The sequence below is a fragment of the Haloferax sp. Atlit-4N genome (assembly GCF_003383025.1).
GTDB lineage: Archaea > Halobacteriota > Halobacteria > Halobacteriales > Haloferacaceae > Haloferax > Haloferax gibbonsii.
Window position 1 is genome coordinate 1,072,345 of record NZ_PSYY01000001.1, and the last position, 25,648, is coordinate 1,097,992.

Here is a 25,648-nt window from a genome sequence, read left to right on the forward strand (position 1 = left end):
CGCGCGGGAGACTGTCACTCGGCGAGAACGACCCGGCCCACGGCTCGCGTTCAGGTCCGGTCGACCGTCAGGAGCACGCCGGCGAGAACGAGCGAGATGACGACGCCGAGCGGGAGCGGGATGCCCGGAAGCCCGCGCGTCGCGAGCAGATACGTCGACGCGGCGAGGACGACGCCGACGACGCCGAGGAGGCCGCCGAGGACCCGAACGGGGTCGACCGGCCCGGCTTCGACCCGCTCGTCGCGCAGGTAGTAGACCAGCGAGAACAGGACCGCGAGCGCCAGGACGGCCGCGCCGACGACCCACGCCTGGTAGGCGACCGCGACGGTCTGTCCCGACTGGAGCGACAGCGCGGACAGCGGGCTCCTGACCGCGACGCGGCTGGAGAGGCCCCACGCGAACTGAATCTCGGCGAAGGGGAACCGGACGAAAAGCAGGCTCACGCCCGAGAGGTTCGGCGTGTACGTGACGTTCCACGGGAGGAGCGCACAGAGCCACGTCGAGACGACGGCCAGCGCACCCGCGTGTTCGGAGCGGACCCAGACCATAGGACAATCGCACGGGCTGACAGGTAAAAACTACCGACAGTAGGGGCGGGCCGACGAGACGACGGGGCCGCGGTCGGGAACGAACACGCCCGGCCACCCCTCAGGAGAGCCGTTCGGGGTCGCCGTGAGTCAGGTCGCTCGCCTCGGCGTCGCCGGTGTTGAGCGTCTCGGTCGGCTCGACGAGGAGGACCTCGGTCGGTTCGAGCGCCACGGGCCGGTGTTCGACGCCGCGGGGGACCACGAGGAGGTCGCCCGACCCGAGTACCGCGTCGTCGCGGTCGCGGAACTCGATTCGAAGCCGCCCGTCGCGGACGAGAAACAGCTCGTCGGTCTCGTCGTGGGCGTGCCAGACGAACTCGCCGTCGAGTTTCGCGACCTTCACCGCGTAGTCGTTCAGCTCCGCGGCGATTCTCGGGGCCCACGTCTCGTCGAACGACGCGAAGCTCTCGTCGAGGTTGACGGGTTCCATATGCGGTCCGCTCGCGGCGGCGGCCGATAACCGTTGCGTCGAGAGCGCGTCGAACCGGCGTAATCGGCCGGTTTCGGCGTCGGAACGAGGGTCCGGCGGCGTCACGTTAATAGGCCGCGCAGTACAATCGACAGTACGGAATGCGGCGTGACTACTTCGAACTCGATGTCCGCGATGTCGATTGGTACGAGGACGACGGCGACCCTCGCCAACCGACGGTATCTATCGACTTCTACGGCCCGGCCGAGGAGCTCCGGTCGCGGTTCCTCTCGACCAGCGGCGACGTGCTCGCCGCGGAGGAACTGGACGTCTCCTTTCGGCTGCAAGACTCCGTCGACGACTCCGACGCCCGAGGCGTCGTGAGCGTGACGGACCGACTCACCGGCGACTACGTCCTCGAACTCAACGCTCGCGCCGACGACGTGTTGGACTTCATCCGTGCGGCCCGCGAGTACGGGCGCGCCGCGGGCGACGACGAGGGCCGCTACCGCGTCGACGTGGCCATCGAGGGCGACCACTTCGAGACCTTCGAGAAATCGACGTTCCTCGTCTACGACGGCGACGGGACGCTCCTGCGGAGCCAGAGCCTCATCCCCTCGGGCGTCGAACTCTGACCGAGGCCCTCGGCGGGGCGACCGCGCGGACGACGTTCTCTCTCGACGCGTCCCTCACGCTCGTTCGTGTACGATATCGGGGCGAACCACGTCTTCTTTACCGACCGCTCCCACAGAGAGTACCGTGAGAAACGTAACCGACCGCACGAGAAACCCGTTCGACATGCGACCGTCGTGTGACCGGTACGTCCCCGGCTACGGCGACGCCAACGCCGACTTCCACGTCATCGGCGACCACCCCGGCGTCCACGGGGGCATCGAGACCGGTATCCCCTTTTCGGGGGATGCGGGCGACAGACTGTTCCCGGCGCTCGAAGACGGCGAGTTGCTGGCCAAGGCGGGCGACGAACCGACGGTGAACCGCACGTTCTTCTCGTATCTGCATATGTGCGTGCCGGACGGGACGCCGTCGGCGGCCGACTACACCGACATGGAGCGCTTTTTCGACGCGGAACTCCGCGCCATCGCCGCCCACGTCCTCCTGCCGGTCGGCGCGGTGGCGACGAAGCACGTCCTGAACAACTACACGTCCGTCGGCTGGAAGACCGACGTCGACATGGAGACGCTCCACGGGAAAGAACTCCGCGGGAGCGGCTTTCTCGTGTTGCCCATCAAGGACCCCGACGAGTGGGACGACGGCGACCACGACGAACTCGTCGCCGGCCTGCTGGAGCTCCAGTCGACCGACTTCCGCCGCGAGTCAGACCTCGGTCGCTTCATGCCCGGAGCGGACCCGTACCTGGTCAGATAGCGTATTTTCCGCCGTATTCGACCGTCGTCCGCGGATTCGATAGATTCTTCACGATTCTGCCGTTCGTTCGTCCAGTAACAACCATGAAGGTTACGATATGTTCAGTTGATGCGGCTATATGACTCACATAAGAGCATATTTATCCAGTCGTTCTGGAGGGCGTGGTTCTAATTGGCGATAACAAAGGACTTTTTACAACTAGTGTCCAACGTGGTGTTGACGCGCGTGGTTCGATTCACTTCCGCCGGGCGCGTCAGGCAGCTGTGAGACTGGTGCTCCTCACAGTGGCTTGGTCAGTCCGGGGACCTGCGCTCGGCCGCGGTCCCCGCTCTTAACTCAGACACGAGCGACAGCTCGGTTTCTCGCCGTCACGCGACCGCGTAATACCTCCCGAGAGCGGTCGCTGTCGGATTAGAGCCTGTCCGCGAGTCGCTTCAGCGCGCCGTATCCGTACGCCGTGACCGGTTCGCCGTGTCCCATGGCGACCACGTCGACCGGCGGACAGCGCGCCGCGAACTCGCGGACGCTCCGCCTGTTCTCCGCGGCGTCGGTCGCGAGTACCCCCGGCAACAGCCCGAGGCTCCCGTTCGACTCGCGGACCATGTCGCCGACGAACGCGACGCCGTGGTCCTCGTGGACGAACGCGGTGTGGCCGGGGGTGTGTCCCGGCGTCCGATACGCGACGAAGCCGCCGAGCTCGTCGCCGTCGCGGACGACCTCCACGGGGTTCGTCGGTCGGTCGAGAAACGACGTGAGCACGCGCTGCGCCGCGCCCTTCGCCGACCGGAGCGACGGCTTCGACGCGCCTGTCAGGTGCGAGGCGTCCGGCTCGGCGAGGTGAATCGGCACGTCGTCGCGGAGGCTGAGCGAGGCGAGCGTCCCGACGTGGTCGAGGTCGAAGTGGGTCACGAGCACCCGGTCGATAGCGCCGGGGTCGAGGTCCACGCGGGCGAGACCGCGGAGGAGTCGGTCGCGGTCCCGCGGCGTCCCGGCGTCGACGAGCACCGTCTCCGAGCCGTCGGAGACGAGGTACGCGTTCACGCCGCGGAGTCGGAACCGCCGGACCGAGTCGGTCGGGATGGCCATACCGAACCGTCGGACGCGAACGACAAAAATCGTGGGCGACGGCGACGCCGCGGTTCGAGACGTTACCGCGAGGCGAAGAGATACCGACCCGCGTCGACGACGAATCCGCCGGCTCCGAGGAGCGGACAGACGACGAACCCGAGGAGGTCGACCGCGACGGGTCGCCCGACGCCGACCGCGCCGGCCGCCACGAGCGCCAGCGGCACGGTCGCCGCGAGCGCGTAGAACCACGTGGTCCACGCGTGGCCGAACCGAGCGATGACAGCGGCGAGCGAGACGGCGAGCAGCGCCGCCGCGACCGGGAAGACGAGCACCGTCGGCGTCGACGTCGAGGCCGCGGCTTGCAGGGCCGCGAGGCTCGGCAGCGACAGCGGCGACGACGCGAGGAGTCCAGCGGCGGGCGCGGCGGTGTCGAGCGACGCGAGCGCGGTCACGAATCCCGCGCCGTCGCCCGCGAGGTGCCACGCGAAGCCGCCGAGGTACGCGAGGAGCGCGAGGAGCGAGACGCCCCACCCGTACCAAAGCGGGTTCGTCGACCCGGACGCGGTCGCGGCCGCCGACTCGGACCCGCCGCGCTCGCGTTCGAACCGGCCGGTCGTCCCCGTCCGACCGGACTGCGAGTTTCGGGCGCGGGTGCGCGACGACCCGCCCGCGGTGGTCGACTGTGTGGAGCCCGTGGACCGCGACGAGGACGACGAGGAAGCCGACCCCGAGGTGCGCGAGCGACTCGTCCGATTCGACCGCGACGAACTCGCGGTCGAGGACGAAGACGACGCACGTCCGGAACTCGACCGTCGGGAGGACGACGACCGGGACGACGAAGAAGTGGACCGCGACGAGGACGACGAGGACGAAGACGATGTTGTGGACGAAGACGACCGCCCCGACGACCGACTCGAAGTCGACCGGTCGCCGGCGTTCGACCCGCCGGAACCGCCGTCCTCTCCGGCTTTCCCGGGGTATTTGAACTTCGTCAGACCGTCGAGGCGCTTCTCGACGTACGTCCCGTGGCCCATCCGGTCGTAGTCGGCGCGCTCGGCGTCGTCGGTGAGGACTTCGTAGGCCTTCCGGACGACGGTGAACTGCGCGGTCGCTCGCTCGTCGTCGTTGACGTCGGGGTGGTACTCCCGAGCGCGCTGACGAAAGGCCTGCTTTATCTCCGCCGTCTCGGCGTCGCGTTCGACCCCGAGGAGTTCGTAGAAGTCCACCGGCATTCGACGTGCGATTCGATGCAACGCCGGCTTTTGAATGTACCGGGCGTTCGGTCGGCAAGCCGGGCCGTCAACGGACCGGCCGACGGCGACCGCCCGACAAACCGCGGGACGCTGGGGCCGCCAAGACCATTCGGAATAATCATGAAGCTCGACGGCCAGGTGGCCGCATGGAACGGATACGGCTGGGTAACACCGTCTTCGAGGGCTTGAACAACGCCTACCTCCTCCCCGGCGACCGGCCGACGCTGGTCGACGCCGGCGTCGCGACCGACTCGGTTCGCCGAGACCTCCGCGAGGGACTCGACGCGGCCGGCTACGGGGTCGCCGACCTCGAAGCAATCGTCCTCACCCACTGGCACGCCGACCACGCCGGTCTCGCGGGCGAACTGCAGGCCGAAAGCGGCGCGCCGGTGTACGTCCACGCCGACGACGCGGGCATCGTCGCGGGCGACCCAGACGCCATCGCGGCCGAGCGCGAGATTCGCGAGCGCCGCTTCGGGGAGTGGCGTATTCCCGAGGAACCGCTCGCCGAAGTGACCGCGTTCCTCGACGGCCACGACGACCTCCGAGGCGACCGCGTGGACGTGGCGCCCGTCGAGGACGGCGACCGCATCGCCGCCGGCGACGGCGACCTCGAAGTCGTCCACCTCCCCGGCCACGCCGCGGGGCTGAGCGCCTTCGCCTTCGACGGCGAGCGCGGCCGCGAGGCGTTCGTCGGCGACGCGATTCTCCCGAAGTACACCCCGAACGTCGGCGGCGCGGACCTCCGGGTCGACCGCCCGCTCGAAACCTACCTCGACAGCCTCGCGCGCCTCGTCGACCTCGACTTCGCGCGGGCGTGGCCCGGCCACCGCGACCCCATCGACGACCCCGCCGGCCGGGCGCGCGTCATCGCCGAGCACCACCGCGAGCGAACCGAGCGCGTCGTCTCGGTCCTCGACGAACACGGCCCGGCCGACGCGTGGACCGTGAGCGCGCGCCTGTTCGGCGACCTCTCGGCCATCCACATTCTCCACGGCCCCGGCGAGGCGTTCGCCCACTTGGACCACCTCGTCGCCGAGGGCGTCGTCGCGGCCCCGGACGGCGACGGGCGGTACGAACTCCTCGACGCGGACCCGGACTTCGACGAACTGGTCGCGGTCCCCGAGACGAAACGTTAAAACGCCGCTGGAGGGAACGGAGAGCCATGGAACTGCGGGTCATCGACAAGACCGACGAGGAACTCCGCATCGAAATCGGCGGCGAGGACCACACCTTCATGAACGTCCTGAAGGGCGAACTCCTCCAGACCGACACCGTCACGGCCGCGACCTACGACGTGAACCCCGAGCAGTCCGGCGGACAGACGGACCCCGTCCTCTCCATCAAGACGGAGCCCGGCGTCGACCCCCTCGACGCGCTCGCGGAGGCCGCCCGCGGCGTCCAGCGCACCGCCGACGACTTCACCGACGCCTACCGCGCCGGTATCGACGCGTAATCTGCGGGTTCTCTCTCGTTTCGCTCCGACCGTGAGCGGCGCGTTTCTCGGTTACTCGTCTCCGCCGCCCGGTCCCTCGTAGTCCTTCTCGCCGGCTTCGATACGGACTTCGAGCCAGTTCTCCATCGGGACGAGCGGACACTCGTAGCGCGGCGAGTAGGCGCAAAACGGGTTGTACGCGTCGTTGAAGTCGACGACCCACCGGCCGTCGTCGGTCCGGTCCGCGGCTTCGAGGTCGAGGTAGCGGCCGGCCCCGTAGGTCTCCTCGGTGTTCGTCTCGTCGCGGAAGGGAACCCACAGGCGGTCCTCGTCGGCGTCGGCGCGATAGGCGTCGAGGGAGTATGCCTCTCCGTCGACCTCGAACTCGAAGCGCCCCCACGCGAGGTACTCGCGCTCGCCGTCGGTCGAGGTGCCGATAGTGATGCGCTCGGGGTCGTCGTACGCCCGGAGTTCGAGTTCGAACCGGAGGTCGGGGTCGGGGTCGAAGTAGTCGAGGCCGTCGAAGAACTCCCGCTGGTCCGGCGGAATCGGCGAGTTTCGGTCCGCGGCGAGATAGCGGTCCTTCTCTTCGCGGTGCGTTCGGAGGGCGTCGAGCCACGCGTCGTCGGTCATCTCGGGTCGAGATACGGCGCGCGAGCGGGTTAAGATTAGTTCCGACTGTGCGGGGGGCGCACGACCGGCGGGCAGGGTCGGTGGCGGGCAGGGTCAGTGACGGGCAGGGTCAGTGGCAGGCGGGGCCAGCGGCGGGCGCGGAAAGAGGGACGAAGAGGGACGAAGAGTGTCGGAGAAGGGACGCGGACGCTTACAGTCGCACCGGCACGTCGCGCTCGTCGAGGTACTCCTTGACGTCCCGAATGGTGTACTCGTCGAAGTGGAAGATAGAAGCGGCGAGACCGGCGTCCGCGCCGGCCTCGGTGAAGACCTCGTACATGTCATCGGGGCCGCCACAGCCGGAGGAGGCGATGACGGGCGTCGAGACGCTGTCGCAGACGGCCTTCGTCAGCGGGATGTCGTAGCCGTCTTTCGTCCCGTCGGCGTCGATGGAGTTGATGAACAGCTCGCCCGCGCCGCGCGATTCGGCCTCGCGGGCCCACTCGACCACGTCGACGCCGGTTCCCTCGCGGCCGCCTTTGACCGTACACTCGAACCAGCAGGACTCGCCGTCGACCTCGACGTAGTGCTCGCCGTCCTCGTCGTAGCGTCGCCGGGCGTCCACCGAGATGACGATGCACTGGCTGCCGAAGGAGCGCGCGCCCTCCTCGATGAGGTCGGGGTTCTGGAGCGCCGCGGTGTTGATAGAGACCTTGTCCGCGCCGGCGCGGAGCGTCTCTTTGATGTCGTCGCGGGTGCGGATACCGCCGCCGACGGTCAGCGGGATGAACACCTCGTCTGCGACCTTCGAGACGGTGTCGAGCATCGTCTCGCGCCCCTCTGCGGAGGCGGTGATGTCGAGGAAGACGAACTCGTCCGCGCCCGCCTCGTTGTACAGTTTGGCCATCTCAACCGGGTCGCCCGTGTACTTCAGGTCCTCGAAGTTGACGCCGGTGTAGACGGCCGGGTTCCCGTCCTCGTCGAGGTCGACGTCGATACAGGGGATGATGCGCTTCGTGAGCATTCGCTACCGAATCGTTGGCGAAAGAGCCGTTTCACCGTTTCGACTACGGCAGGTGGTGGGCGGAATTCCGACCACCTCGCCGAGTCGCCCGGTGACCGCGAGACTGAGTCGGTTCCCTCGCCGTTCCCCGCGGTAGAGCCACCTTGATGACCCGTCCGTGAGAACCACGACGCGATTCCAGTCCGAACGATGGTGGATTCAGCCGAGCTACTCAGTCTGCTGGTGGTCGTCGAGTTCGTGGTGATGGCCGCGATAGTGGCGCTTCTGGTCCCGCTCGACGCCGCGATTCCGTTCCTCCCGCTCGCGCTCGCGTTTCTGGTCGTGCTGTATCTGTCCCGGACCTGACCGTGCTGTTCCGGTCCTGCCCCGTCCGGCGAGGCGTTCTCCCGCGACTGGCTGCCGACTCGTCGGCCGCGCCGGTCGCGCCGTCCGCGGACGACGGTTAGGTGCGTTTTTGTACCGCGAACCCGTCGCCCCGCGTATGAGCGACGACCACGACCACGGCGACCACGGACACGACGACCACCACGCGGACGAGGACGCCCGCGTCACCTCCCCGATGCAGGACTTCTCGATGAGTCAGGTCACGACCGGTATCCTCGTTCTCGTCGTCGGCCTCGTCGTCGTGTTCGGCCTCCCGCTGGCGCTGGCGTAAGCGCGCTCGGGACCCCCGGAACCGGCAATTTGTACGAACTTCCGCGTTCTCTCCGCTTTTACGACCCCCGGCGCTACGACCCGGCGTGAAATCTATCGTCGTCACCGAGTACGGAAGCTCCGACAGCCTCGAACTGCGCGAGACCGAGACGCCCGAGCCGGGGCCGGGCGAGGTCCGCATCGCCGTCGAGGCCGCCGGCATCAACTTCGCCGACATCATGCAGCGGCGCGGGACCTACCGAGACGGCCCGGAGCCGCCGTACACGCCGGGAATGGAGGCCGCGGGGACCATCGACGCGGTCGGCGACGGCGTCGACCGCGAGGTCGGCGAGCGCGTCGTCGCCATGACCGGCGGCGGGGCGTACGCCGAGTACGTCACCACGCCGGCCCCGACGCTGTTCGACGTGCCCGAGTCGATGTCGTTCGCCGAGGCCGCCGGCTTCCCGGTCCAGTTCCTCACCGCGTACAACTGCCTCCACGAGTGGGGCGACCTCGACGACGACGAGCGCGTGCTGATTCAGGCGGCCGCCGGCGGCGTCGGCACCGCGGCGGTCCAACTCGCCGCCCACGCCGGCGTCGAGACGTTCGGCACGGCCAGCACCGAGGAGAAACTCGACCTCGCGGCCGACCTCGGACTCGACCACGGCATCCAGTACACCGAGGAGGACTTCCGCGAGGTCGTCGCCGACGAGACCGACGGCGCGGGCGTCGACCTCGTCCTCGACGGCGTCGGCGGCGAGACGTTCCGGCGCAGTCTGGACGCCCTCGCCGACTTCGGCCGACTCGTCACCTACGGCGCGGCGTCCGGCGACGCGGCCGAGGCGGACCCGACGCGCCTGCTGTTCGAGAACAAGTCGGTCATCGGCTTCCACCTCGGAAGCGCCATGCAGCAGCGTCCCGAGTCGATTCTCGGCGCGGTGCCGGAACTGTCCGAACTGCTCGCCGCGGGCGAACTCGACGTGGTCGTCGGCGAGACGTTCGCCCTCGAAGACGCCGCGGCGGCCCACGAGTACATCGAAGCCAGAAAGAGCAGCGGAAAAGTCGTCCTCGAACCGTAGCGAAAGCGGTGTGACGCGGCACCGCGTTTTTTCAGTTTAGTTTCGGTTCAGTCGAGTTCGCGAGCCAGCACGTCGCGCAGATCGGCGATATCGGCCGCGTCGTAGGCGGCCTCGTCGCCGTCGACCGCGACCGAGAGCGTCGCGTCGTCGGTCGTCGTTCCGAGGTCGACGACGGGCACGTCGCCCGCGAGGTCGCGGAGCGCGGCCTCGTCGGTCGTCTCGACGACGACACGACCGGGCGTCTCCTCGAACAGCGAGACGTAGTCGGCGACGGACACGTCCGCGCCGACCTCCTCGGTGACCATCTCGGCCAGCGCGACCGCGAGGCCGCCGTGGCTCACGTCGTGGACCGCGACGGTCGCCTCGTCCGCGGCGACGGCCTGAATCGTCTCGACCGCCGTCGCGGCGTCGGCGTCCTCGGGGAGCGCCGGGAAGGCGTCGGAGCCGCCGGCGTGTTCGAGGACCGCCGAGCCGCCGAGCGCCCCGCCGGAGTGGCCGACGAGGAACAGGTCGCCCTCGCCCGAAAGCGAGAGGCCGGGCGAGGAGCCGTCCGCCTTGCCGACCATCGCCAGCGTCGGCGTCGGCGGAATCGGGCCGGAGACGGAGTCGTTGTACAGCGAGACGTTGCCGCCGACGACCGGGACCGAAAGCGCCCGGCACATGTCGGCGAGGCCGTCGACGATGCCCTTGAAGCCGCCGTACACGTCGGGCTTTTCGGGGTTGCCGCCGTTGAGGCAGTCGACCGTCGCGAGGGGCGACGCGCCCTTCGCGGCGAGGTTGGTCGCGTTCTCGAAGGCGACGGCGCGCGCGCCGTCGTAGGGCGCGGCGGTCGTCCAGTTGGGGTCCGCGCCGCCGGTGAACGCGAGTTTCGTGTCGGCCTCGGGCACGTCGAGGAGCGCCGCGTCGTCGCCGGGGCGGCGGGCCGTCCGCAGGCCGACCTCGTGGTCGTACTGCCGGTAGACCCAGCGCTTCGACGCCGTGTTGGGGTCGGCGACGACCGCCTCGAACGCCGCTTCGAGGTCGAACACGGGCAGGTCGCGCGTCGCCGACTCGGGTTCGACCGAGTCGAGGTCGTTCATCGGCGCGCCCTCCGCGAGGAACTCCGGGGGCACGTCGACGACGGGTTCGCCGTCGAAGGTACAGACGTAGTTGCCCTCGGCGACCTCGCCGATGACGGCGCTCCCGAGGTCGAAGCGGGCAGCGAGTTCCTGCACGCGCTCGACGTTCTCGGGGGTCACCTCGTAGCACATGCGCTCTTGGGACTCCGAGAGGAGAATCTCGAAGGCGTTCATGTTCGGCTCGCGCTGGTGGACCTTCTCGAGGTCGATTTCCGCGCCGAAACCGCCCTTGGCGACGAGTTCGGAGGACGCGCCGCCGAGACCGGCGGCCCCGAGGTCGCGGGCGGACTCGACGAGGTCCTCGTCGATGAGCGCCTCGTTGCACTCGATGAGCAGTTTCTCCGTGTAGGGGTCGCCGACCTGCACCGCGGGCCGGTCTTCGGTCTCGGCGTCCTCCGCGAGGTCCTCGCTGGCGAAGGACGCGCCGCCGAGGCCGTCGCGGCCGGTCGAACTGCCGACGAGAACGAGTTTGTTACCCGCCTTCTGCGCTTCGGCCGTGACGAGGCGGTCGGCCGAGAGGAGGCCGACGCAGGCGACGTTGACGAGCGGGTTGCCCTCGTAGTTCTCGTGGAACGAGGTCGAACCGGTCACCGTCGGGACGCCGATGGCGTTGCCGTAGTCGGCGATGCCCTCGACGACGCCGTCGAGGAGGTACCGCGAGTGCTCGCGGTCGAAGTCGCCGAAGTAGAGGCAGTCGGCGAGCGCGATGGGGTACGCGCCCATCGAGAGGGTGTCGCGGACGATGCCGCCGACGCCCGTGGCCGCGCCGTCGTAGGGGTCGACGTAGGAGGGGTGGTTGTGGCTCTCGATACCGAGCGTGATGTAGGTGTCGTCGTCCAGAGCGACGACCGCGGCGTCGTCACCGGGACCGATGACGACCTGGTCGCCCTCCGAGTCGAACGCCGACAGAAGCGGGCGAGACGACCGGTAGGCGCAGTGTTCGCTCCAGAGGTTTTCGAAGAGTATCTCCTCGGCCGGCGTCGGGTCTCGACCGAGTTCGGCGACGACGAGGTCGCGGTCCGCGTCGGAAAGCGTCATTCACTGGTATGGTCAGAACGCACATTGTAAACCCTTTCTATGTGCACGAACGTGCGTAAAATGTGGTCGGAGTCGCCGTCGTCGCCCGCATCCGACTCACGCGGGCGTGTACGGCGGCGACTCGGCGCGGATTATCTCCGTCAGCTCGTGCATCTCGTCTTGGAGCAACACGAGCAGGTCGTCCATCGTGACGATACCCGTCAGCCTGCCGCCGTCGGTTATCGGCGCGCGCCGGACGCCGTGTTCCCGCATCTGCCGGAACAGGTCGAAGACGCCCACGTCGGCGTCGACGGTGAACGGTCGCTCGGTCATCGCGTCTCTCGCCGTCATCCCGCTCGCGTCGCCGCCGGCGGCGACGCACTTGAGCGCGATGTCGCGGTCCGTCACGATACCCCGGATGTCGTCGCCGTCCGCGACGACGACCGAACCGACCTTTCGGTCCTCCATCAGCTTCGCCAGCTCTCGAATCGGCGTGTCTTCCCTCGCTGTCACCAGTTCGTCTCTCGGTCGTGCGATGTCTCGTACGGTCATCTCTCTCACTCCGGTGGAACCACGCGGTGTGGGTACGCCACCGTTCGACACGTTCGTCGCCCGCGATATTATTTCTGTATTCTTACATTTCGACCAGTTTCGGCGGTATGTCGGCGCGCGCGGAGTGTCCGCGGACGCGGACGGTCTCTCGCATCGTCGTCATCAACGGGTGGAGTGCCCCGAGACACCCCAGCGCCGTGCGTGAGGTACACACGCCAATCACACCGGGACCGGGGCGCTTTTTTAGCCTCCATCGTTAGGAGACGGTGTGTTATCGGTCGAGTTGCACTCGCATTCGTCTCTGTCCTACGACGGCCGGGACCCAATCGAGTACCTCCTCGAACAGGCGGTCGCGGTCGGCTTGGACGCCCTCGCCGTGACCGACCACGACGAGATAGACGCCAGCCTCGAAGCCGCGGAACTCGCGGCCGACTACGGACTGGTCGGCATCCCCGGGATGGAAGTCACCTGCGCCGCGGGCCACGTGCTCGCGCTCGGCGTCGAGGAACTGATTCCCGCGGGGTTGTCGTACGACGAGACGCTCGACCGCATCCACGACGCCGGCGGCATCGCCGTCGTCCCGCACCCCTTCCAGAAGTCGCGTCACGGCGTCGCCCCGCACATCTCCAGCGCGCAACTGGCCAGCGCCGACGCCATCGAAATCTACAACTCGCGGCTCCTCACCGGCATCGCCAACCAGCGCGCCGAGCGGTTCGCCAAGCGGCGGAACCTCCCGATGACGGCCGGGAGCGACGCTCACATCGCGGAGATGGTCGGACAGGCCGTCACCGAGGTCGGCACCGACACCCGAAGCGCGGAAGCCATCCTCTCGGCCGTCGCCGAGGGACGAACCAGCGTCGTCGGCAACAAGACCCCGTGGCGTATCTCGTTCCGGCAGGCCGCGGGCGGCGCGACCCGGCGCCTGAAACACGCGCTGACGGACCTCTTTTGATGCGCGGCGCGTCCCCCGACCTCGTCCGGCGCGCCCTCGCCGAGCGCGACCCGCTCCCCGGAACCGCGGGCTTCGCGGGCGAACTCGACGGCCGACTCGTCCGCGACGTGCTCGGTCGCCAGCCCCTCTTCTCCGAGCGCGACGACCCAGAGCGGTGGTCGTTCGACCACCGCGACCTCGACGACCCGGTCGCCGTCCCCGCCGGTCACGCCCGCGAGACGACCGGCGAGGCCGCCGGCGACGACGAACGCGTCTGGTCGCTCCCCGACCCGCCGGCAGCCACCGACCGCGACGCCGCGCTCGAACGCGTCCGCGACGCGGTCTTCGACTCGGTTCGGTCGGTCGACGACGACGGTCTCGCCGTGGCCTTCTCGGGCGGCGTCGACTCCGCGGTCGTCGCGGCCGGCGTCCCCGACGCCCCCTGTTACGTCGCCGGCTTCGAGGGCTCCCACGACGTCGCCGCCGCCCGCGAGGCCGCCGCCGCGATGGACCGCGACCTCGCCGTGGTCGAACTCACCCACGAGGCGCTCGAACGCGCCGTCCCGGAAATCGTCGCCGCGCTCGGCCGGACGAACCCGATGGACGTGCAAATCGTCCTTCCCCTGTACCTGCTCGCCGAGCGGGTCGCCGAAGACGGCTACGACCGCCTCGCGGTCGGACAGGGCGCGGACGAACTGTTCGGCGGCTACGCCAAAGTCCAGAAGGCCCCCGACGACCCGCGCGTCGAGGCCGAAACCGTCCGCGGGGCCGCCCGCGAGCTGATTCTCACGCTCCCCGACCAGCTCGAACGCGACCTGCTCGTCCTCCGCGCCGCCGGGGTCGAACCCGTCGCGCCGCTGCTCCACGACCGCGTGGTCTCGGCGGCGCTCCCGCTTCCCGGCCAGTTGCTCGTCGACGGCGACCGGCGGAAGGTCGCGCTCAGGGAGGCCGCGAGCGGCGTGCTCCCCGAGTCGGTCGCGGAAGCGGACAAGAAGGCGGTCCAGTACGGGACCTACGCCTCGCGCGAACTCGACCGGCTCGCGCGGCAGGCGGGGTTCAAGCGGCGGATGGAGAACCACGTCCAGCGGTACGTCGAGTCGTTGGTGGAGTGAGTCGGGGAAAAGCTATAATTAGGGTGAACTCCCCGTCCGAGCGATGGGATTCGAACAACTATTCATCTGGTGGACGCTTAGAATTGGCGTAGTAGCCACGGTAGGTTGGCTGGTTTGGGTGGCATACCGATTTTCAGATTAAATCACCGTGTGTTAGCCACGACCTCGATGGCCTCCAGCGCGAACTGCACCGTGTCGGGGTCGAGGTCGCTCTCGCGGAGGGCCGACTCGTCGTACCACGACCAGACCTCGGGGTCGGCTTCGCCCGCCGCGGGGTCGATGTCGCGGGAGTCCACGCGGGCGTAGAAGATGTGGTCGATGTGCTGGTGACCGACCGAGCCGTCGCCGTGGACGTTGATGTCGTAGAGCATCTGCTGGCGGGGCTGGGGGAGCGCCCGGCCGTCGGGCGCGGGAACGGACGGCGTGTCGTCGACGAGTTCGGGGTCGAGACCCGTCTCCTCGCGGACCTCGCGGAGGCCGGCCTCGTGGGGGAGTTCGTCGCGGTCGACGTGGCCGCCCGGCGGGATGCGGATGCCGAGGCGCTCGTGTCGGTGAAGCGCCACCGCACCGTCGTTGACGATGTACACGGTCGAGGTGAAATGTCGGGTCGTCTCCATGGCTGTGGCTCCGGAGCGAGCGGCATGGCTGTTGCGAAACGAGACGAAACGGAGCGAGACGAAACGAAGCGAAGCGAGACGCGGCGGCGCGAACCGAACGAACCGGCCGGGTTAGGGCAGTTGGACCTGCTCTTCGGCTTCGAGGAGTTCGTGGTAGCGGTTGCGGATGGTGACCTCGGAGATGTTTGCGACCTCGGAGACCTCGTTCTGCGTCACCTTCTCGTTGGTGAGAAGCGAGGCCGCGTAGACGGCGGCGGCGGCGAGGCCGACGGGGGACTTGCCCGAGTGGACACCCTGTTCTTTGGCGTTCTTCAAGAGCTGTCGGGCGCGCCGCTCGGACTCGTCGGAGAGGCCGAGTTCGCTGGCGAACCGCGGGACGTACTGCTCGGGGTCGGCGGGCTTGATTTCGAGCTTCAGCTCGCGGACGACGTAGCGGTAGGTGCGGGCGATTTCGTCCTTCTCGACGCGCGAGACGCTCGTAATCTCGTCGAGCGACCGCGGGGTGTCGGCCATGCGGGCGGCGGCGTACAGCGCCGACGTGGCGACGCCCTCGATGGAGCGGCCGGGGAGCAAGTCGTCGTCGAGTGCGCGGCGATAGATGACCGAGGCGGTCTCGCGGACGTTATCCGGGAGGCCGAGCGCGGAGGCCATGCGGTCGATTTCGCCGAGCGCCTGCTTCAGGTTGCGCTCCTTGGAGTCGCGGGTGCGGAACCGCTCGTTCCACGTGCGAAGTCGCTGCATCTTCTCGCGCTGGCGGGACGACAGCGAGCGCCCGTAGGCGTCTTTGTTCTGCCAACCGATGTTGGTCGACAGCCCCTTGTCGTGCATCATGTTCGTCGTGGGCGCGCCGACGCGGGACTTCTGGTCTTTCTCCGAGGAGTTGAACGCGCGCCACTCGGGGCCGTGGTCTATCTCGTTTTCCTCCACGACGAGGCCGCAGTCCTCACAGACCGTCTCGCCGTGTTCGGAGTCGGCGACGAGACTCTCCGAGTCACACTCGGGACACGAGAGCGTCTGCTCCCGCTCGGCGTCGGTCTGCTCGGTATCTTTCGTATTCTCATTGCGCACGCGCGCGTTGCCGGTCGTGAAACGTCGGACACTTTCTGTCATTTGTGTGCGAGAGAAGCAACTGGGAACGGTCGTTCTCCGTCTATTCGTATTGACCCTCGTTACTTATATCTGACGGCGGCAGAAGGACGGAATGGGCCGTGTTCGCAGGGTCGGTTCCAGTCGTCTCGTCGGCGAGCTCGCCCGGGCGGTCCCACCCCGCGGACCGGAGGAAACGACCCACACCGAAACTCTTACTCCCGGTCTCCGTCACCTCCGATACATGAGCGATACGCCCGTCGACGCCGACGAGGTTCGACACGTCGCCGAGTTGGCGCGGGTCGACCTCGACGAGGACGAGGTCGAGGAGTTCGCGGCGCAGTTCGCGGACATCCTCGGCTACTTCGACGCCCTCGACGAGGTCCCCGAAGTCGACCGCGAGGACGAACTGGTGAACGTGATGCGCCCCGACGAGGTCCGCGACGGCCTCACCCAAGAGGAGGCGCTCTCGAACGCCGCAGAGACCGAAGACGGCTTCTTCAAGGGCCCGCGGGTGTCGTAGATGTCGCTGAACGCCTTCATCACGAAAGAGACGCTCGACGGCTCCGACGACGGCCCGCTGGCCGGCAAGACGGTCGCCGTCAAGGACAACATCTCCACGGAGGGGCTGCGGACGACCTGCGGCTCCGCGATGCTCGAAGACTACGTCCCGCCGTACGACGCGACCGTCGTCGAACTCCTGAAGGACGCCGGCGCGACCATCGTCGGCAAGGCCAACATGGACGAGTTCGGCATGGGGACGACGACCGAGACCTCGGCGTTCGGCCCGACGAAGAACCCCGTCGACGAGTCCCGCGTCCCCGGCGGCTCCTCCGGCGGCTCCGCGGCCGCCGTCGCCGCCGGCGAGGCCGACCTCGCGCTCGGCACCGACACCGGCGGCTCCATCCGCTGTCCCGCGGCGTTCTGCGGCGTCGTCGGCATCAAGCCGACCTACGGCCTCGTCTCGCGGTACGGCCTCGTCGCCTACGCGAACTCCCTCGAACAGATCGGCCCCATCGCGCCGACCGTCGAGGACGCCGCCGCGCTCCTCGACGTCATCGCCGGCCCCGACGACCGGGACGGCACGACCCGCGACGCCGGTGCCGACTCGAACTACGCCGCGGCCGCCGACGGCGACGTCGAGGGGCTCACCATCGGCGTCCCGACCGAGTTCGTCGAGGGCGCGGACGAGGGCGTCGAAGCGGCGTTCTGGGCCGCGCTCGACGAACTCGAAGCGCAGGGCGCGGAGTACCGCGAGGTCAGCATGCCCTCCGTCGAGAAGGCCGTCGCCGCCTACTACGTCATCGCCATGTCCGAGGCGTCGTCGAACCTCGCCCGCTTCGACGGGGTCCGCTACGGCAAGTCCGGCGGTTACGACGGTAACTGGAACGAGGCGTTCGCCCGCGCCCGCGAGGACGGCTTCGGCTCCGAGGTCAAGCGCCGCATCCTCCTCGGCACCTACGCCCTTTCTGCCGGTTACCACGACAAGTACTACGCGAAGGCGCAGGACGCCCGCGCGTGGGTCAAACAGGACTTCGACGAGGCGTTCGAGGACGTGGACGTGGTCGCGTCGCCGACGATGCCGGTCCCGCCGTTCGAACTCGGCGAGAGCCTCGACGACCCGCTGCAGATGTACCTCGCCGACGCGAACACCGTGCCGGTGAACCTCGCGAACCTCCCCGCCATCTCGGTGCCGGCGGGCGAGACCGACGGCCTCCCGGTCGGTCTCCAACTCATCGGGCCGAAGTTCGGCGAGGAGACTATCGTCCGCGCCGCGTCCGCGGTCGAGAACTAACACGAGAACGGCTTTTCACGGCACCGAGCGCCGACCGAGTCGCTCGGTTCCGCGTCGTCGGTCGTCGTCGCGGGTGGACTATCCCCGAAACAGATTCATCACTTCGTCGGCCACGTCCGACTCGACGCCGAGCACGTAGCGGTGACCGGCTTCGAGGACGGTGTCGGGGCCGCCGATTCGGTTCCCCTGATAGTCGACGATGATGAGACTCCCCTGTGGGAGCCGAACCTCGTCGAGTCGCTTGCCGGCGACGGGCGCGTCTTCGGCGACTTCGACCTCCACGATTTCGACGTTGCCACCGATGTCTTCGATAGTTCGAACGCCGCCGTTCGCGATTTCGTTGGTCGCCGCCCGCGCGCCGAGTCGCTCTGGGAAGACGAGTCCGTCCACGAACTCCTCGTAGAGTTCGTCCGGCGTCCCGGTGATTCGCATGACGGTCCGAACGTCCGACATCCGCTGCGCGGCCAGGCAGACGGCGAAGTTGGTCGACTCGTCGTCGGTGAGTGCGGCCACCACGTCGCTCCGCTCGGGTTGGGCCTGTCTGAGTATCTCCGGGCGGGAGGCGTCCCCCTCGATGACGGTGGCGATGTACTTGTCGGCGACGTCCGGGATTCGGTCCGGGTCCGCCTCGACGATGACCACGTCGTGGCCCCGGTCGGAGAGGAGTTCGGCCGTCCGCAGGCCCAACTCTCCACCGCCGGCGACGACGACGCGTAAATCGTGTGTTACTGGGTCGGGCATGTGTGTGAATTGGTGTCGGTGTGTAGTAGTCGTCTCGGTGCGGTGTTTCGTCGGCGGGTAGTCTTCGGACGCTCGGGTCGATTCGTCGGTCAGTCGTCGGCTCCCTCCGCCGGTTCAATCGGCTCCGGGTCCTGAATCTCGGGCGGTCCCGCCGGGCCGACGTCGTCGCGCCTCGACAAGAGGAGGTAGACGCCGCCGCCGACGACGAGCCAACCGATGGCCAGCACCCAGGTGAACCAGTCGATAAAGAGGCCCAAAAGCACGTTACAGACGATGCCGAGGACCGGAGTGACGGGGTACAGCGGCACTTCGAAAGGTCGCTGTAGGTTCGGCTGTCGCCGCCGAAGCCGAATCAACGCGTAGTTGACGATGATGAACCCCAGAAGCGAGAACAGGCTCGCAAGGTTCCCGACGATGCGGATGGGAACGACGAGGACGGCGACGAGCATCACCACGGCCGACGCGAGAATGGCGACGAGCGGCGTCCCGTACCGGTGGTGGAACCGGCCGAGGCGGGCGGGTAACTGTCGCTCGCGGCCCATGGCGAACGCCACTCGGGACGACCCGATGACGACCGCGTTGAGCGCCGAGATGGTCGAAAAGACCGCCCCGAAGGCGATGAGCGCCGCGCCCGTTCCGACTATCGGGAACGTCGGCATGAAGCCCTCCGCCGCCTGCGCGATTGCCGTCTCGCCCGCGCCAGCGAGCCCGTCCGCGCCGAGCGTCCCGATGGCGACGAAGACGACGAACAGGTAGACGACCACGGTGACGGCGACCGAGAGGAGGATGGCCCGCGGGATGTTCACCTGCGGGTTCTCGACTTCCTCGGTGACGGTGGCGATGAGGTCGTACCCCTGAAACGCGATGAACGTCAGCCCCATCGCGGGGAGGACCGACAGCGCTCCCTCGGTGAAAAGCGGGTCGAACTCCCCCGCGTCCGCGGCCGTGAGACCGAACGCGACGAACACGCCGAGGATAGCGATTTTGAGTAGCGTGATGGCTGTCTCGCCCCGTCCCGAGGCTTCCGTCGAGAGGGCGTTGAGCGCCACGAGCGTCACGACGGCCCCGAGCGCGTACAGGACCGGCGGCCCCGGAAGGGCGTAGCCGTAGATGTGCCCGAACTCGACGAAGTTCGAGGCGAACCCGAGCGCGTACAGCGACCCCGCGATCATGTACGTGAACCACCGCGTCCATCCCATGACGAAGGCGACGGGTGCGGAAAACACCTCACGGACGTACGCGTACCCGCCGCCGTTTCGCGGAATCGCGGCCGCGAGTTCGGCGTACGAAAGCGCCGTGAAGGTCGTCACGCCGCCGTTGAGGGCGAACGCGACGATGGCCGCCGGGCCGGAGATGTCGACTGCGAGCCCCGTCAACACGAAGATTCCCGCGCCGATCATCGCGCCGATTCCGACCATCGTCGCGTCGAGCAGACTGAGACTCACCGTCGGTTCGCGCCCGCCCGAGTGACTCACGGGCGGACCCTCGCTTGGTCGCGGGACCGACTGGCCGGGACCGTCATGTGTCCACATATACCACATCTGTTGATAAATATCCGGTCCACCACCCCGACCGAGACGCCGTAGACGCGCGGGCGGGCTGGACGAACACTCGGTTTACCCTCCAGTAGGGTGACCGAACACGCGGCGACGCCTCATTCGGTAGCTGTTTGCGCGGAAAGTCCCCGTTTGACCAACGAAACGACATGCCGACAGTTTTTCCACCACCCGATGCGCACGCCGGAACGTCATGTACATCATCGTCGTCGGTGCGGGCAACATCGGCACGCCGCTCATCGAAATCGCCACCGAGGGCGGCAACGAGGTCGTCGTCGTCGAGCGCGACGAGGCGAAGGCCGAGGCGGCCGCCGCGACGTTCGACTGCCTCGTCCTCAACGACGACGCCACGGTCAAACAGACGCTCGACGAGGCCGGCGCGGACCGCGCCGACGCCATCATCACGACGACGGACAAGGACGCGACCAACATCATGGTCTGCCTTCTGGCGAAGGAGCTCGACATCCCCGACATCGTCTCCGTCGTCCACAACCCCGAGCACATGAGCCTCTACCGCCAAATCGGCGTCAACACGATGGAGAACCCCCAGCGACTCATCGCGGAGTACCTCTATCGGGCGGTCAAGCGCCCGTCCATCGTCGACTACATGCGCATCGGCGAGCACGCCGAGGTGTTCGAAATCCGCGTCGACGAGGACGCGCCGATTACGGGGATGACGATTCAGGAGGCTGCCCAGGAGAACCTCCTCGACGGCGACACCCTCATAGTCGCTATCGAGCGCGAGGGCGACGACGACCCCGTGACGCCCCGCGGGAACACGACCATCGGTTCGGGCGACCTCCTGACGGTCTACTCCGCGAAGGGCGCGACGCCCGACGTGACCGACGTGTTCGGCCACTACGAGGACCACTGATGCCCCGCCGCGGACGAACCGTCTCGGGATGGCCCGCCGACCTCGCGGTCATCGGCCGCGACGTGGGCTCGCTCCTCGCCATGGAGTCGGCGCTGATGACCGCGTCGGTCCTCGTCGCGGTCGGCTTCGGCGAGTGGTACGCCGCCCTCGCGTTCCTCGTCGCCGGGGGCGCGACCGCGTTCGTCGGGCTGGGCGCGCGGAAGGCGTTCGAAGACGCCCCCGCGCCCCGCATGAAACACGGGATGATAATCGCCGCCGCGGGCTGGTTCGCCACCGCCGCCTTCGGGTCGCTTCCCTTCTTCCTCACGGCGCAGTTCGCCCCGCAGAGCGTGTTCACGGCGCTCGTTCCCGCCGGGGTCGACTACGCCCAGTCGAGCCTCGTCTACTTCCGCGACCCCTTACACGCCCTGTTCGAGAGCATGAGCGGGTGGACCGGCAGCGGACTCACGATGGGCATCCACGAACCGTCGCTCCCGCGGACGATTCAGTGGTGGCGCTCGCTCATCCAGTGGGTCGGCGGCGTGGGCGTCATCGTCCTCACCGTCTCCATCCTCTCGCGGCCCGGCAGCGGGAGCTACGCGCTCTACCGCGGCGAGGCCAGAGAGGAGAAGATTCACCCGAGCGTCGTCTCGACGGTCCGGACGGTGTGGAAGATTTTCGTCGGCTACACGCTCCTGTCGGTGGTCGTCCTCTTTTTCGCCATCCGCGCCAGCGACTACGGGGCCGCGCTCCCGCTGTGGGAGGCGGCGTGGCAGGCGCTCAACCACGCGATGACCGGCCTGTCGACCGGCGGGTTCGCCGTCACCGACGGCTCCATCGGGACGTACGACTCGCCGCTCATCGAGACGGTGTTGCTCCCCATCATGGCGCTGGGTGCAATCGCCTTCCCCGTCCACTACGCCGTCCTGAAGAACCGCGACGTCGACCGCCTCTGGGGCGACCTCCAGACGCGTTGGCTCCTCGTCCTCTTCGCCGTCGGCGCGGTCGCGCTGGCCGTCCAGAACCTCGTCAGTCTCCCCGCGACCGCGGGGTCGGCGTTCGTCGAGACCGCGGACTACTTCGGACTCTCGGGCGTCGTCGGCGGGCCGGAGTCGGACGCCGTCCGCGACGCCGCGTTCCACTGGGTGAGCGCGCTCACCTGCACCGGCTTTCAGGCCGCGCCGCTCGGCGAGTGGTCCGACGGCGGGAAGATTCTCCTGTCGGGGGCGATGACCCTCGGCGGGGCCGCCGGGTCGACCGTCGGCGGCATCAAAATCATCCGCGGCTACACCATCGCCCGCGGCATCCGCTGGCAGTTCTCCCGCGTCTTCCTCCCCGAGAGCGCAATCGTCAACATCGAGATGAACGGTCGTCGCCTCTCGCGGACCGAGATGGACCGCGAGTTCTCCGAGGCGGCCATCGTCTCGATGCTCTGGCTGCTGTTGCTCGTCGGGTCGAGCGTCCTCCTCGTGAACCTCGCCGGGCCGGAGTTCACCTACGCCGACGCGCTGTTCGAAGTCGCGTCCGCGCAGGGGAACGTCGGCATCTCGACGGGCATCACCGGCCCGTGGATGAACCCGTGGGTCGAGACGATGTTCCTCTTCAACATGTGGGTCGGCCGCCTCGAAATCATCCCGGTGTTGGTGTTCGCCCGGTCGGTCATCTACGGGCTGAATCCCTGACGAAAAGCGGCACTGACTCCTGTTTTTCGGCGCTATCGCCGCCAGTACTCCGGCGTAAAGATGACCAGCACGGGCAGAATCTCCAGTCGGCCCACCCACATGAGAAGCACCATGTACAGCTTCGAGCCGTTGGAGAAGTCGAGATAGCTCCCCATCGGGCCGACGATGCCGAAGCCCGGCCCGACGTTCCCGAGGGTCGCGGCGACGGCGCTCATCGTTTCGAGGATGCTCACGTCGAAGCCGGTTCGCGCGGCGTCGAGGTGGAGCAGACCGGTCGAGACGAAAAAGAGCACGAGGTACAGGAGCGTGAAGGCGTAGATGCCGCGGATGGCCCGCTCGTCGACCGCGCGGCCCGCGAGCCTGACCGGGCGGACCGCCTCGGGGTGGGCCGTCGTGAACAGCTCTCGGCGGAGCGATTTCACGATGACGTACCAGCGGACGATTTTGACCGCGCCGCCGGTCGACCCGCCGGAGCCGCCGATGAACATCGCGAAGAGGAGGCCGTACTGCGTCGGCGCGCTCCACGCGTTGAAGTCGATGCTGGCGTAGCCGGTCGTCGTGACGATGGAGACGACCTGAAACACCGACTGGCGGACCGCGGGTTCGACGTTGCCGATGATGGCCGTGCGGATACCTTCGAGGTAGAGTTGGTCGTAGGTCTCGCCCGCCGGCGCGACGGACATGAGGCCGTCGCCGAGGAAGAGAATTCCGGCGAGAATGGCCGAGATGACCCCGATGACGCCGAGGTAGGACTTGAACTCGGTGTCCCGGAACAGCCGCTTCGGCTCGCCCGTGAGGACGTGCCAGAAGAGCGCGAAGTTGGTCCCGGCGGCGACCATGAAGGGAACGATGACCCACTGCGCGGCCGCCGAAAACGCCTCGATGCTGCGGGCCTCCGGGGAGAACCCGCCGGTCGGCATCGTCGTCAGCCCGTGGGCGATGGCGTTGTACACGTCCATGTTCGGGGCGTTGCCGGTGACGTGCAGGCCGTAGAGGAGGACGATTTCGAGCACCGTGAGGCCGAGGTACGCGCCCCAGAGCGCGCGGGCCGTCTCGGCGATGCGCGGGGTGAGTTTCTCGATGCCGGGGCCGGGCGCTTCCGCGTCCATCAGCTGTGCGCCACCCACGGAGAGTTCGGGGAGGATGGCGACCGCGAGGACGACGATACCCATCCCGCCGAGCCACTGGGTGAGCTGTCGCCACATCATGATGCCGCGGGTGTGGGAGTTAAACGAGATGTCGCCGAGCACCGTCGCCCCGGTCGTGGTGAAGCCGCTCATCGTCTCGAACAGCGCGTTCACCGGGCTCCCGAGGGTCGACTCGGGGTGGATGGGCGACGCGAGGAAGGGGATGCCGTGGGCCTCGATGAGAAACGGTATCGCGCCGACAATCGTGACGGCCAGCCACGTCACCGCGACCATCAGGAAGCCCTCGCGGGCCCCGATGTCGGGCTCGTCGGCGAGCCGTTCGAGCCCCGCGCCGACGAGGACCGTGACGGCCATCGTGACGACGAACGGGAGCACCGACTCGCCGTAGTACAGCGCGACCACGAGCGGGAAACAAAGAGGGACCGCGAGATACTTCAGGACGGTCCCCACGAGACGCAGGCTGGCTCTGTAATCGACCCGCAATTTCATCCGTGGACTAACGTACCGAGCGCCGGGTTCTTCCCTGTTCGGGTTCGCGGTCGCCCGCGCGACGACGTGACGGGGTCGAGTGTTCGGCGCAGAACGAGGGGCCGTGCGGCGACGGACCGACTTACAGGTTTGGTCCCACGTCGTCGATGACGCAGCTATCGACGAAGACGACGACGTGGTCGCCGGGTTCGATGACGGTGTCGCCGCGGGGGGTGATGAACTCGCGACGGCGGGTTATCGCGCCGATGACGACGCCTTCGGGGAGCGTCGCGACCGACTCCCGAATCGGCTTGCCGGCGAGGACGCTCTCGGCGTCGATTTCGATTTCGAGCACCTCGGCCTTGTCCGATTCGATGAGTGCGACGTTCTCCGCGCCGCCCTCGCGGGTGAACCGCGTTATCTCTTCGGCGACGACCTCGCGGGGGCTGACGCCCACGTCGACGCCGACGGCCTCGAACAGGTCCACGTACGGCGTCGTGTCGATGACGGCGACGGTGCGTTCGACGCCGAGGCGGGCGGCGAGCAGCGACACGAGCAGGTTCTTCTCGTCGGAGTCGAGCGCCGAGACGAGCAGGTCGGCGTCGCCGATGTACTCGCGTTCGAGGAAGTCCACGTCGGTCGCGTCGCTCTCCATGACGATGGTCCCCGGAAGCATCTCCGCGAGTTCGCGGGCGCGCTCCGCGTCGTACTCGATGAGTCTGGGCTTGAAGCCGCGCTCTTCGAGCAGGCGGGCGACGTGGTAGCCGATTTCGCTCCCGCCGACGATGACGACCTCCTCGGCGGTTCCCGGCGGTTCGTCCGGCGAGACGGAACTGGCGAACCCTTGGACGCTCTTGGGGCTGCCGATGACGACGACGCGGTCGCCGGGGCCGATGACGGAGTCCCCGCGGGGGATGGTGACCTCGCCGTCGCGGAGGATGGCCGCGAAGGTCAGCGAGTCGAACCGGTCGGCCTCGCTCACGGTCTGGTTGGCGACGGGGCTCTCCTCGTCGACTTCGAACTCGGCCATCTGGACCTGCCCGCCCGCGAAGGGGTCCACGTCGCGGGCGGCGGGGAGGCCGACGACGCGGACGATGGACTCCGCGGCGAGCAGGTTCGTACAGACCATGAAGTCGATGCCGAACGCCTTCTCCGAGCGCTGCCACGTCCGGAGGTACTCCGTGTTCTTGACGCGGGCGATGGTGAACGCGTTCGAGATGGCCTTGGCGGTCGCGCAGGCGACGATGTTCGTCTCGTCGTCGTCGGTCGAGGCGATGACCATGTCGGCGCGCTCGACGTCGGCCTCTTCGAGCGTGTCCACGGAGGTTCCGTCGCCGTGGAGCGCCAGCACGTCGAGCGAGTAGTTCAGTTCGTCGACGCGCTCCGGGTCGCAGTCGATGACGACGACCTCGTGGGTCTCGTCGAGGTCGGCCGCGATGGACGACCCGACCTGTCCGGCACCGATGATTATCACGCGCACCAGAGA

27 protein-coding genes are annotated in these 25,648 nt (G+C 68.2%); 13 read left to right on the forward strand and 14 right to left on the reverse strand.

Going from position 1 to position 25,648, the window contains the following annotated elements; all coding sequences use genetic code 11:
- Positions 1–50 precede the first annotated feature (50 nt).
- Positions 51–548 carry a hypothetical protein gene (locus C5C07_RS05580; protein WP_004977578.1) on the reverse strand — a complete coding sequence of 166 codons (498 nt, stop codon included), beginning with the start codon at positions 546–548 and terminating at the stop codon, positions 51–53.
- 100 nt (positions 549–648) lie between these two features.
- Positions 649–1,017 (reverse strand): cupin domain-containing protein, encoded by a 369-nt coding sequence (locus C5C07_RS05585; RefSeq protein ID WP_049905254.1) that lies wholly within the window; start codon positions 1,015–1,017, stop codon positions 649–651.
- A gap of 140 nt (positions 1,018–1,157) precedes the next feature.
- Between C5C07_RS05585 and C5C07_RS05590 the strand changes: the two genes are divergently transcribed.
- Together C5C07_RS05590 and C5C07_RS05595 are read left to right on the forward strand one after the other, a co-directional pair.
- Positions 1,158–1,631, forward strand: a complete 474-nt coding sequence (locus C5C07_RS05590) for a DUF5793 family protein (RefSeq protein ID WP_004977575.1) — start codon at positions 1,158–1,160, stop codon at positions 1,629–1,631.
- Between the two features lie 124 nt (positions 1,632–1,755).
- Positions 1,756–2,382, forward strand: coding sequence for a uracil-DNA glycosylase family protein (locus C5C07_RS05595; protein WP_115804698.1), 627 nt, complete (start codon positions 1,756–1,758; stop codon positions 2,380–2,382).
- Positions 2,383–2,793: 411 nt separating this feature from the next.
- Here the strand turns inward: C5C07_RS05595 and C5C07_RS05600 are convergent, their stop codons facing one another.
- Both C5C07_RS05600 and C5C07_RS05605 read right to left on the reverse strand, forming a co-directional pair.
- Positions 2,794–3,468: an MBL fold metallo-hydrolase gene (locus C5C07_RS05600; RefSeq protein ID WP_115804699.1), complete on the reverse strand. Its 675-nt coding sequence runs from the start codon at positions 3,466–3,468 to the stop codon at positions 2,794–2,796.
- Positions 3,469–3,530: 62 nt separating this feature from the next.
- Positions 3,531–4,682: a J domain-containing protein gene (locus C5C07_RS05605; protein ID WP_004977572.1), complete on the reverse strand. Its 1,152-nt coding sequence runs from the start codon at positions 4,680–4,682 to the stop codon at positions 3,531–3,533.
- 167 nt (positions 4,683–4,849) lie between these two features.
- Between C5C07_RS05605 and C5C07_RS05610 the strand changes: the two genes are divergently transcribed.
- Both C5C07_RS05610 and C5C07_RS05615 read left to right on the forward strand, forming a co-directional pair.
- Positions 4,850–5,842: an MBL fold metallo-hydrolase gene (locus tag C5C07_RS05610; RefSeq protein ID WP_115804700.1), complete on the forward strand. Its 993-nt coding sequence runs from the start codon at positions 4,850–4,852 to the stop codon at positions 5,840–5,842.
- Positions 5,843–5,868: 26 nt separating this feature from the next.
- A complete protein-coding gene (locus C5C07_RS05615) occupies positions 5,869–6,159 on the forward strand; it encodes a DNA-directed RNA polymerase subunit L (RefSeq protein WP_004970976.1) in 291 nt (96 codons plus the stop codon).
- Between the two features lie 51 nt (positions 6,160–6,210).
- Here C5C07_RS05615 and C5C07_RS05620 read toward each other — a convergent pair whose 3' ends face one another.
- Positions 6,211–6,771, reverse strand: a complete 561-nt coding sequence (locus C5C07_RS05620) for a DUF1684 domain-containing protein (RefSeq protein WP_050458858.1) — start codon at positions 6,769–6,771, stop codon at positions 6,211–6,213.
- A gap of 190 nt (positions 6,772–6,961) precedes the next feature.
- Complete coding sequence (gene hisF / locus C5C07_RS05625; RefSeq protein WP_115804701.1) at positions 6,962–7,774, reverse strand: imidazole glycerol phosphate synthase subunit HisF; 813 nt, start codon at positions 7,772–7,774, stop codon at positions 6,962–6,964.
- Between the two features lie 189 nt (positions 7,775–7,963).
- Between hisF and C5C07_RS21615 the strand changes: the two genes are divergently transcribed.
- From C5C07_RS21615 to C5C07_RS05630, 3 genes are all read left to right on the forward strand, one after another.
- Positions 7,964–8,119, forward strand: a complete 156-nt coding sequence (locus tag C5C07_RS21615) for a hypothetical protein (RefSeq protein ID WP_199522722.1) — start codon at positions 7,964–7,966, stop codon at positions 8,117–8,119.
- Positions 8,120–8,255: 136 nt separating this feature from the next.
- Positions 8,256–8,429, forward strand: a complete 174-nt coding sequence (locus C5C07_RS21620) for a hypothetical protein (protein ID WP_162832764.1) — start codon at positions 8,256–8,258, stop codon at positions 8,427–8,429.
- Positions 8,430–8,514: 85 nt separating this feature from the next.
- Positions 8,515–9,486 carry a zinc-binding dehydrogenase gene (locus C5C07_RS05630; protein WP_115804702.1) on the forward strand — a complete coding sequence of 324 codons (972 nt, stop codon included), beginning with the start codon at positions 8,515–8,517 and terminating at the stop codon, positions 9,484–9,486.
- Positions 9,487–9,533: 47 nt separating this feature from the next.
- On the opposite strand, the gene purL is transcribed toward C5C07_RS05630, so the two are convergent.
- Together purL and C5C07_RS05640 are read right to left on the reverse strand one after the other, a co-directional pair.
- On the reverse strand, positions 9,534–11,642 hold the full coding sequence (purL, locus tag C5C07_RS05635; protein WP_050458860.1) for a phosphoribosylformylglycinamidine synthase subunit PurL: 2,109 nt from the start codon (positions 11,640–11,642) through the stop codon (positions 9,534–9,536).
- A gap of 96 nt (positions 11,643–11,738) precedes the next feature.
- Positions 11,739–12,173 (reverse strand): CBS domain-containing protein, encoded by a 435-nt coding sequence (locus tag C5C07_RS05640; RefSeq protein ID WP_115804703.1) that lies wholly within the window; start codon positions 12,171–12,173, stop codon positions 11,739–11,741.
- Between the two features lie 268 nt (positions 12,174–12,441).
- Here C5C07_RS05640 and C5C07_RS05645 point away from each other — a divergent pair, with 268 nt between their 5' ends.
- Together C5C07_RS05645 and C5C07_RS05650 are read left to right on the forward strand one after the other, a co-directional pair.
- Positions 12,442–13,125 carry a PHP domain-containing protein gene (locus C5C07_RS05645; RefSeq protein ID WP_115804704.1) on the forward strand — a complete coding sequence of 228 codons (684 nt, stop codon included), beginning with the start codon at positions 12,442–12,444 and terminating at the stop codon, positions 13,123–13,125.
- Positions 13,125–14,216, forward strand: a complete 1,092-nt coding sequence (locus C5C07_RS05650) for an asparagine synthase-related protein (RefSeq protein WP_115804705.1) — start codon at positions 13,125–13,127, stop codon at positions 14,214–14,216. Before C5C07_RS05645 ends, C5C07_RS05650 begins: the two co-directional genes overlap by 1 nt.
- A gap of 143 nt (positions 14,217–14,359) precedes the next feature.
- Here the strand turns inward: C5C07_RS05650 and C5C07_RS05655 are convergent, their stop codons facing one another.
- Together C5C07_RS05655 and C5C07_RS05660 are read right to left on the reverse strand one after the other, a co-directional pair.
- Complete coding sequence (locus C5C07_RS05655) at positions 14,360–14,833, reverse strand: NUDIX hydrolase (protein ID WP_115804706.1); 474 nt, start codon at positions 14,831–14,833, stop codon at positions 14,360–14,362.
- Positions 14,834–14,944: 111 nt separating this feature from the next.
- Positions 14,945–15,901 carry a transcription initiation factor IIB family protein gene (locus C5C07_RS05660; protein ID WP_004977560.1) on the reverse strand — a complete coding sequence of 319 codons (957 nt, stop codon included), beginning with the start codon at positions 15,899–15,901 and terminating at the stop codon, positions 14,945–14,947.
- A 262-nt stretch (positions 15,902–16,163) separates the two neighbouring features.
- On the opposite strand from C5C07_RS05660, the gene gatC reads away from it, so the two are divergent.
- The gene (gene gatC, locus C5C07_RS05665; protein WP_004064004.1) at positions 16,164–16,442 is read left to right on the forward strand and encodes an Asp-tRNA(Asn)/Glu-tRNA(Gln) amidotransferase subunit GatC; all 279 of its coding nucleotides are present in this window, start codon (positions 16,164–16,166) and stop codon (positions 16,440–16,442) included.
- On the forward strand, positions 16,443–17,714 hold the full coding sequence (gene gatA / locus C5C07_RS05670; RefSeq protein WP_004977558.1) for an Asp-tRNA(Asn)/Glu-tRNA(Gln) amidotransferase subunit GatA: 1,272 nt from the start codon (positions 16,443–16,445) through the stop codon (positions 17,712–17,714).
- A 78-nt stretch (positions 17,715–17,792) separates the two neighbouring features.
- Here the strand turns inward: gatA and C5C07_RS05675 are convergent, their stop codons facing one another.
- Positions 17,793–18,455: a TrkA family potassium uptake protein gene (locus C5C07_RS05675; RefSeq protein WP_049905251.1), complete on the reverse strand. Its 663-nt coding sequence runs from the start codon at positions 18,453–18,455 to the stop codon at positions 17,793–17,795.
- Between the two features lie 89 nt (positions 18,456–18,544).
- The gene (locus C5C07_RS05680) at positions 18,545–19,930 is read right to left on the reverse strand and encodes an APC family permease (RefSeq protein ID WP_004977556.1); all 1,386 of its coding nucleotides are present in this window, start codon (positions 19,928–19,930) and stop codon (positions 18,545–18,547) included.
- Positions 19,931–20,204: 274 nt separating this feature from the next.
- Between C5C07_RS05680 and C5C07_RS05685 the strand changes: the two genes are divergently transcribed.
- Both C5C07_RS05685 and C5C07_RS05690 read left to right on the forward strand, forming a co-directional pair.
- Positions 20,205–20,885, forward strand: coding sequence for a TrkA family potassium uptake protein (locus C5C07_RS05685; RefSeq protein WP_004977555.1), 681 nt, complete (start codon positions 20,205–20,207; stop codon positions 20,883–20,885).
- The gene (locus C5C07_RS05690) at positions 20,885–22,546 is read left to right on the forward strand and encodes a TrkH family potassium uptake protein (RefSeq protein WP_115804708.1); all 1,662 of its coding nucleotides are present in this window, start codon (positions 20,885–20,887) and stop codon (positions 22,544–22,546) included. The genes C5C07_RS05685 and C5C07_RS05690 overlap by 1 nt, the downstream gene beginning before the upstream one ends.
- 32 nt (positions 22,547–22,578) lie before the next feature.
- Here the strand turns inward: C5C07_RS05690 and C5C07_RS05695 are convergent, their stop codons facing one another.
- Entirely contained in the window at positions 22,579–24,183 is a 1,605-nt protein-coding gene (locus C5C07_RS05695) for a TrkH family potassium uptake protein (protein WP_049905250.1), read from the reverse strand.
- A gap of 121 nt (positions 24,184–24,304) precedes the next feature.
- On the reverse strand, positions 24,305–25,642 hold the full coding sequence (gene trkA, locus C5C07_RS05700; protein ID WP_004977552.1) for a Trk system potassium transporter TrkA: 1,338 nt from the start codon (positions 25,640–25,642) through the stop codon (positions 24,305–24,307).
- Positions 25,643–25,648: the final 6 nt, after the last annotated feature.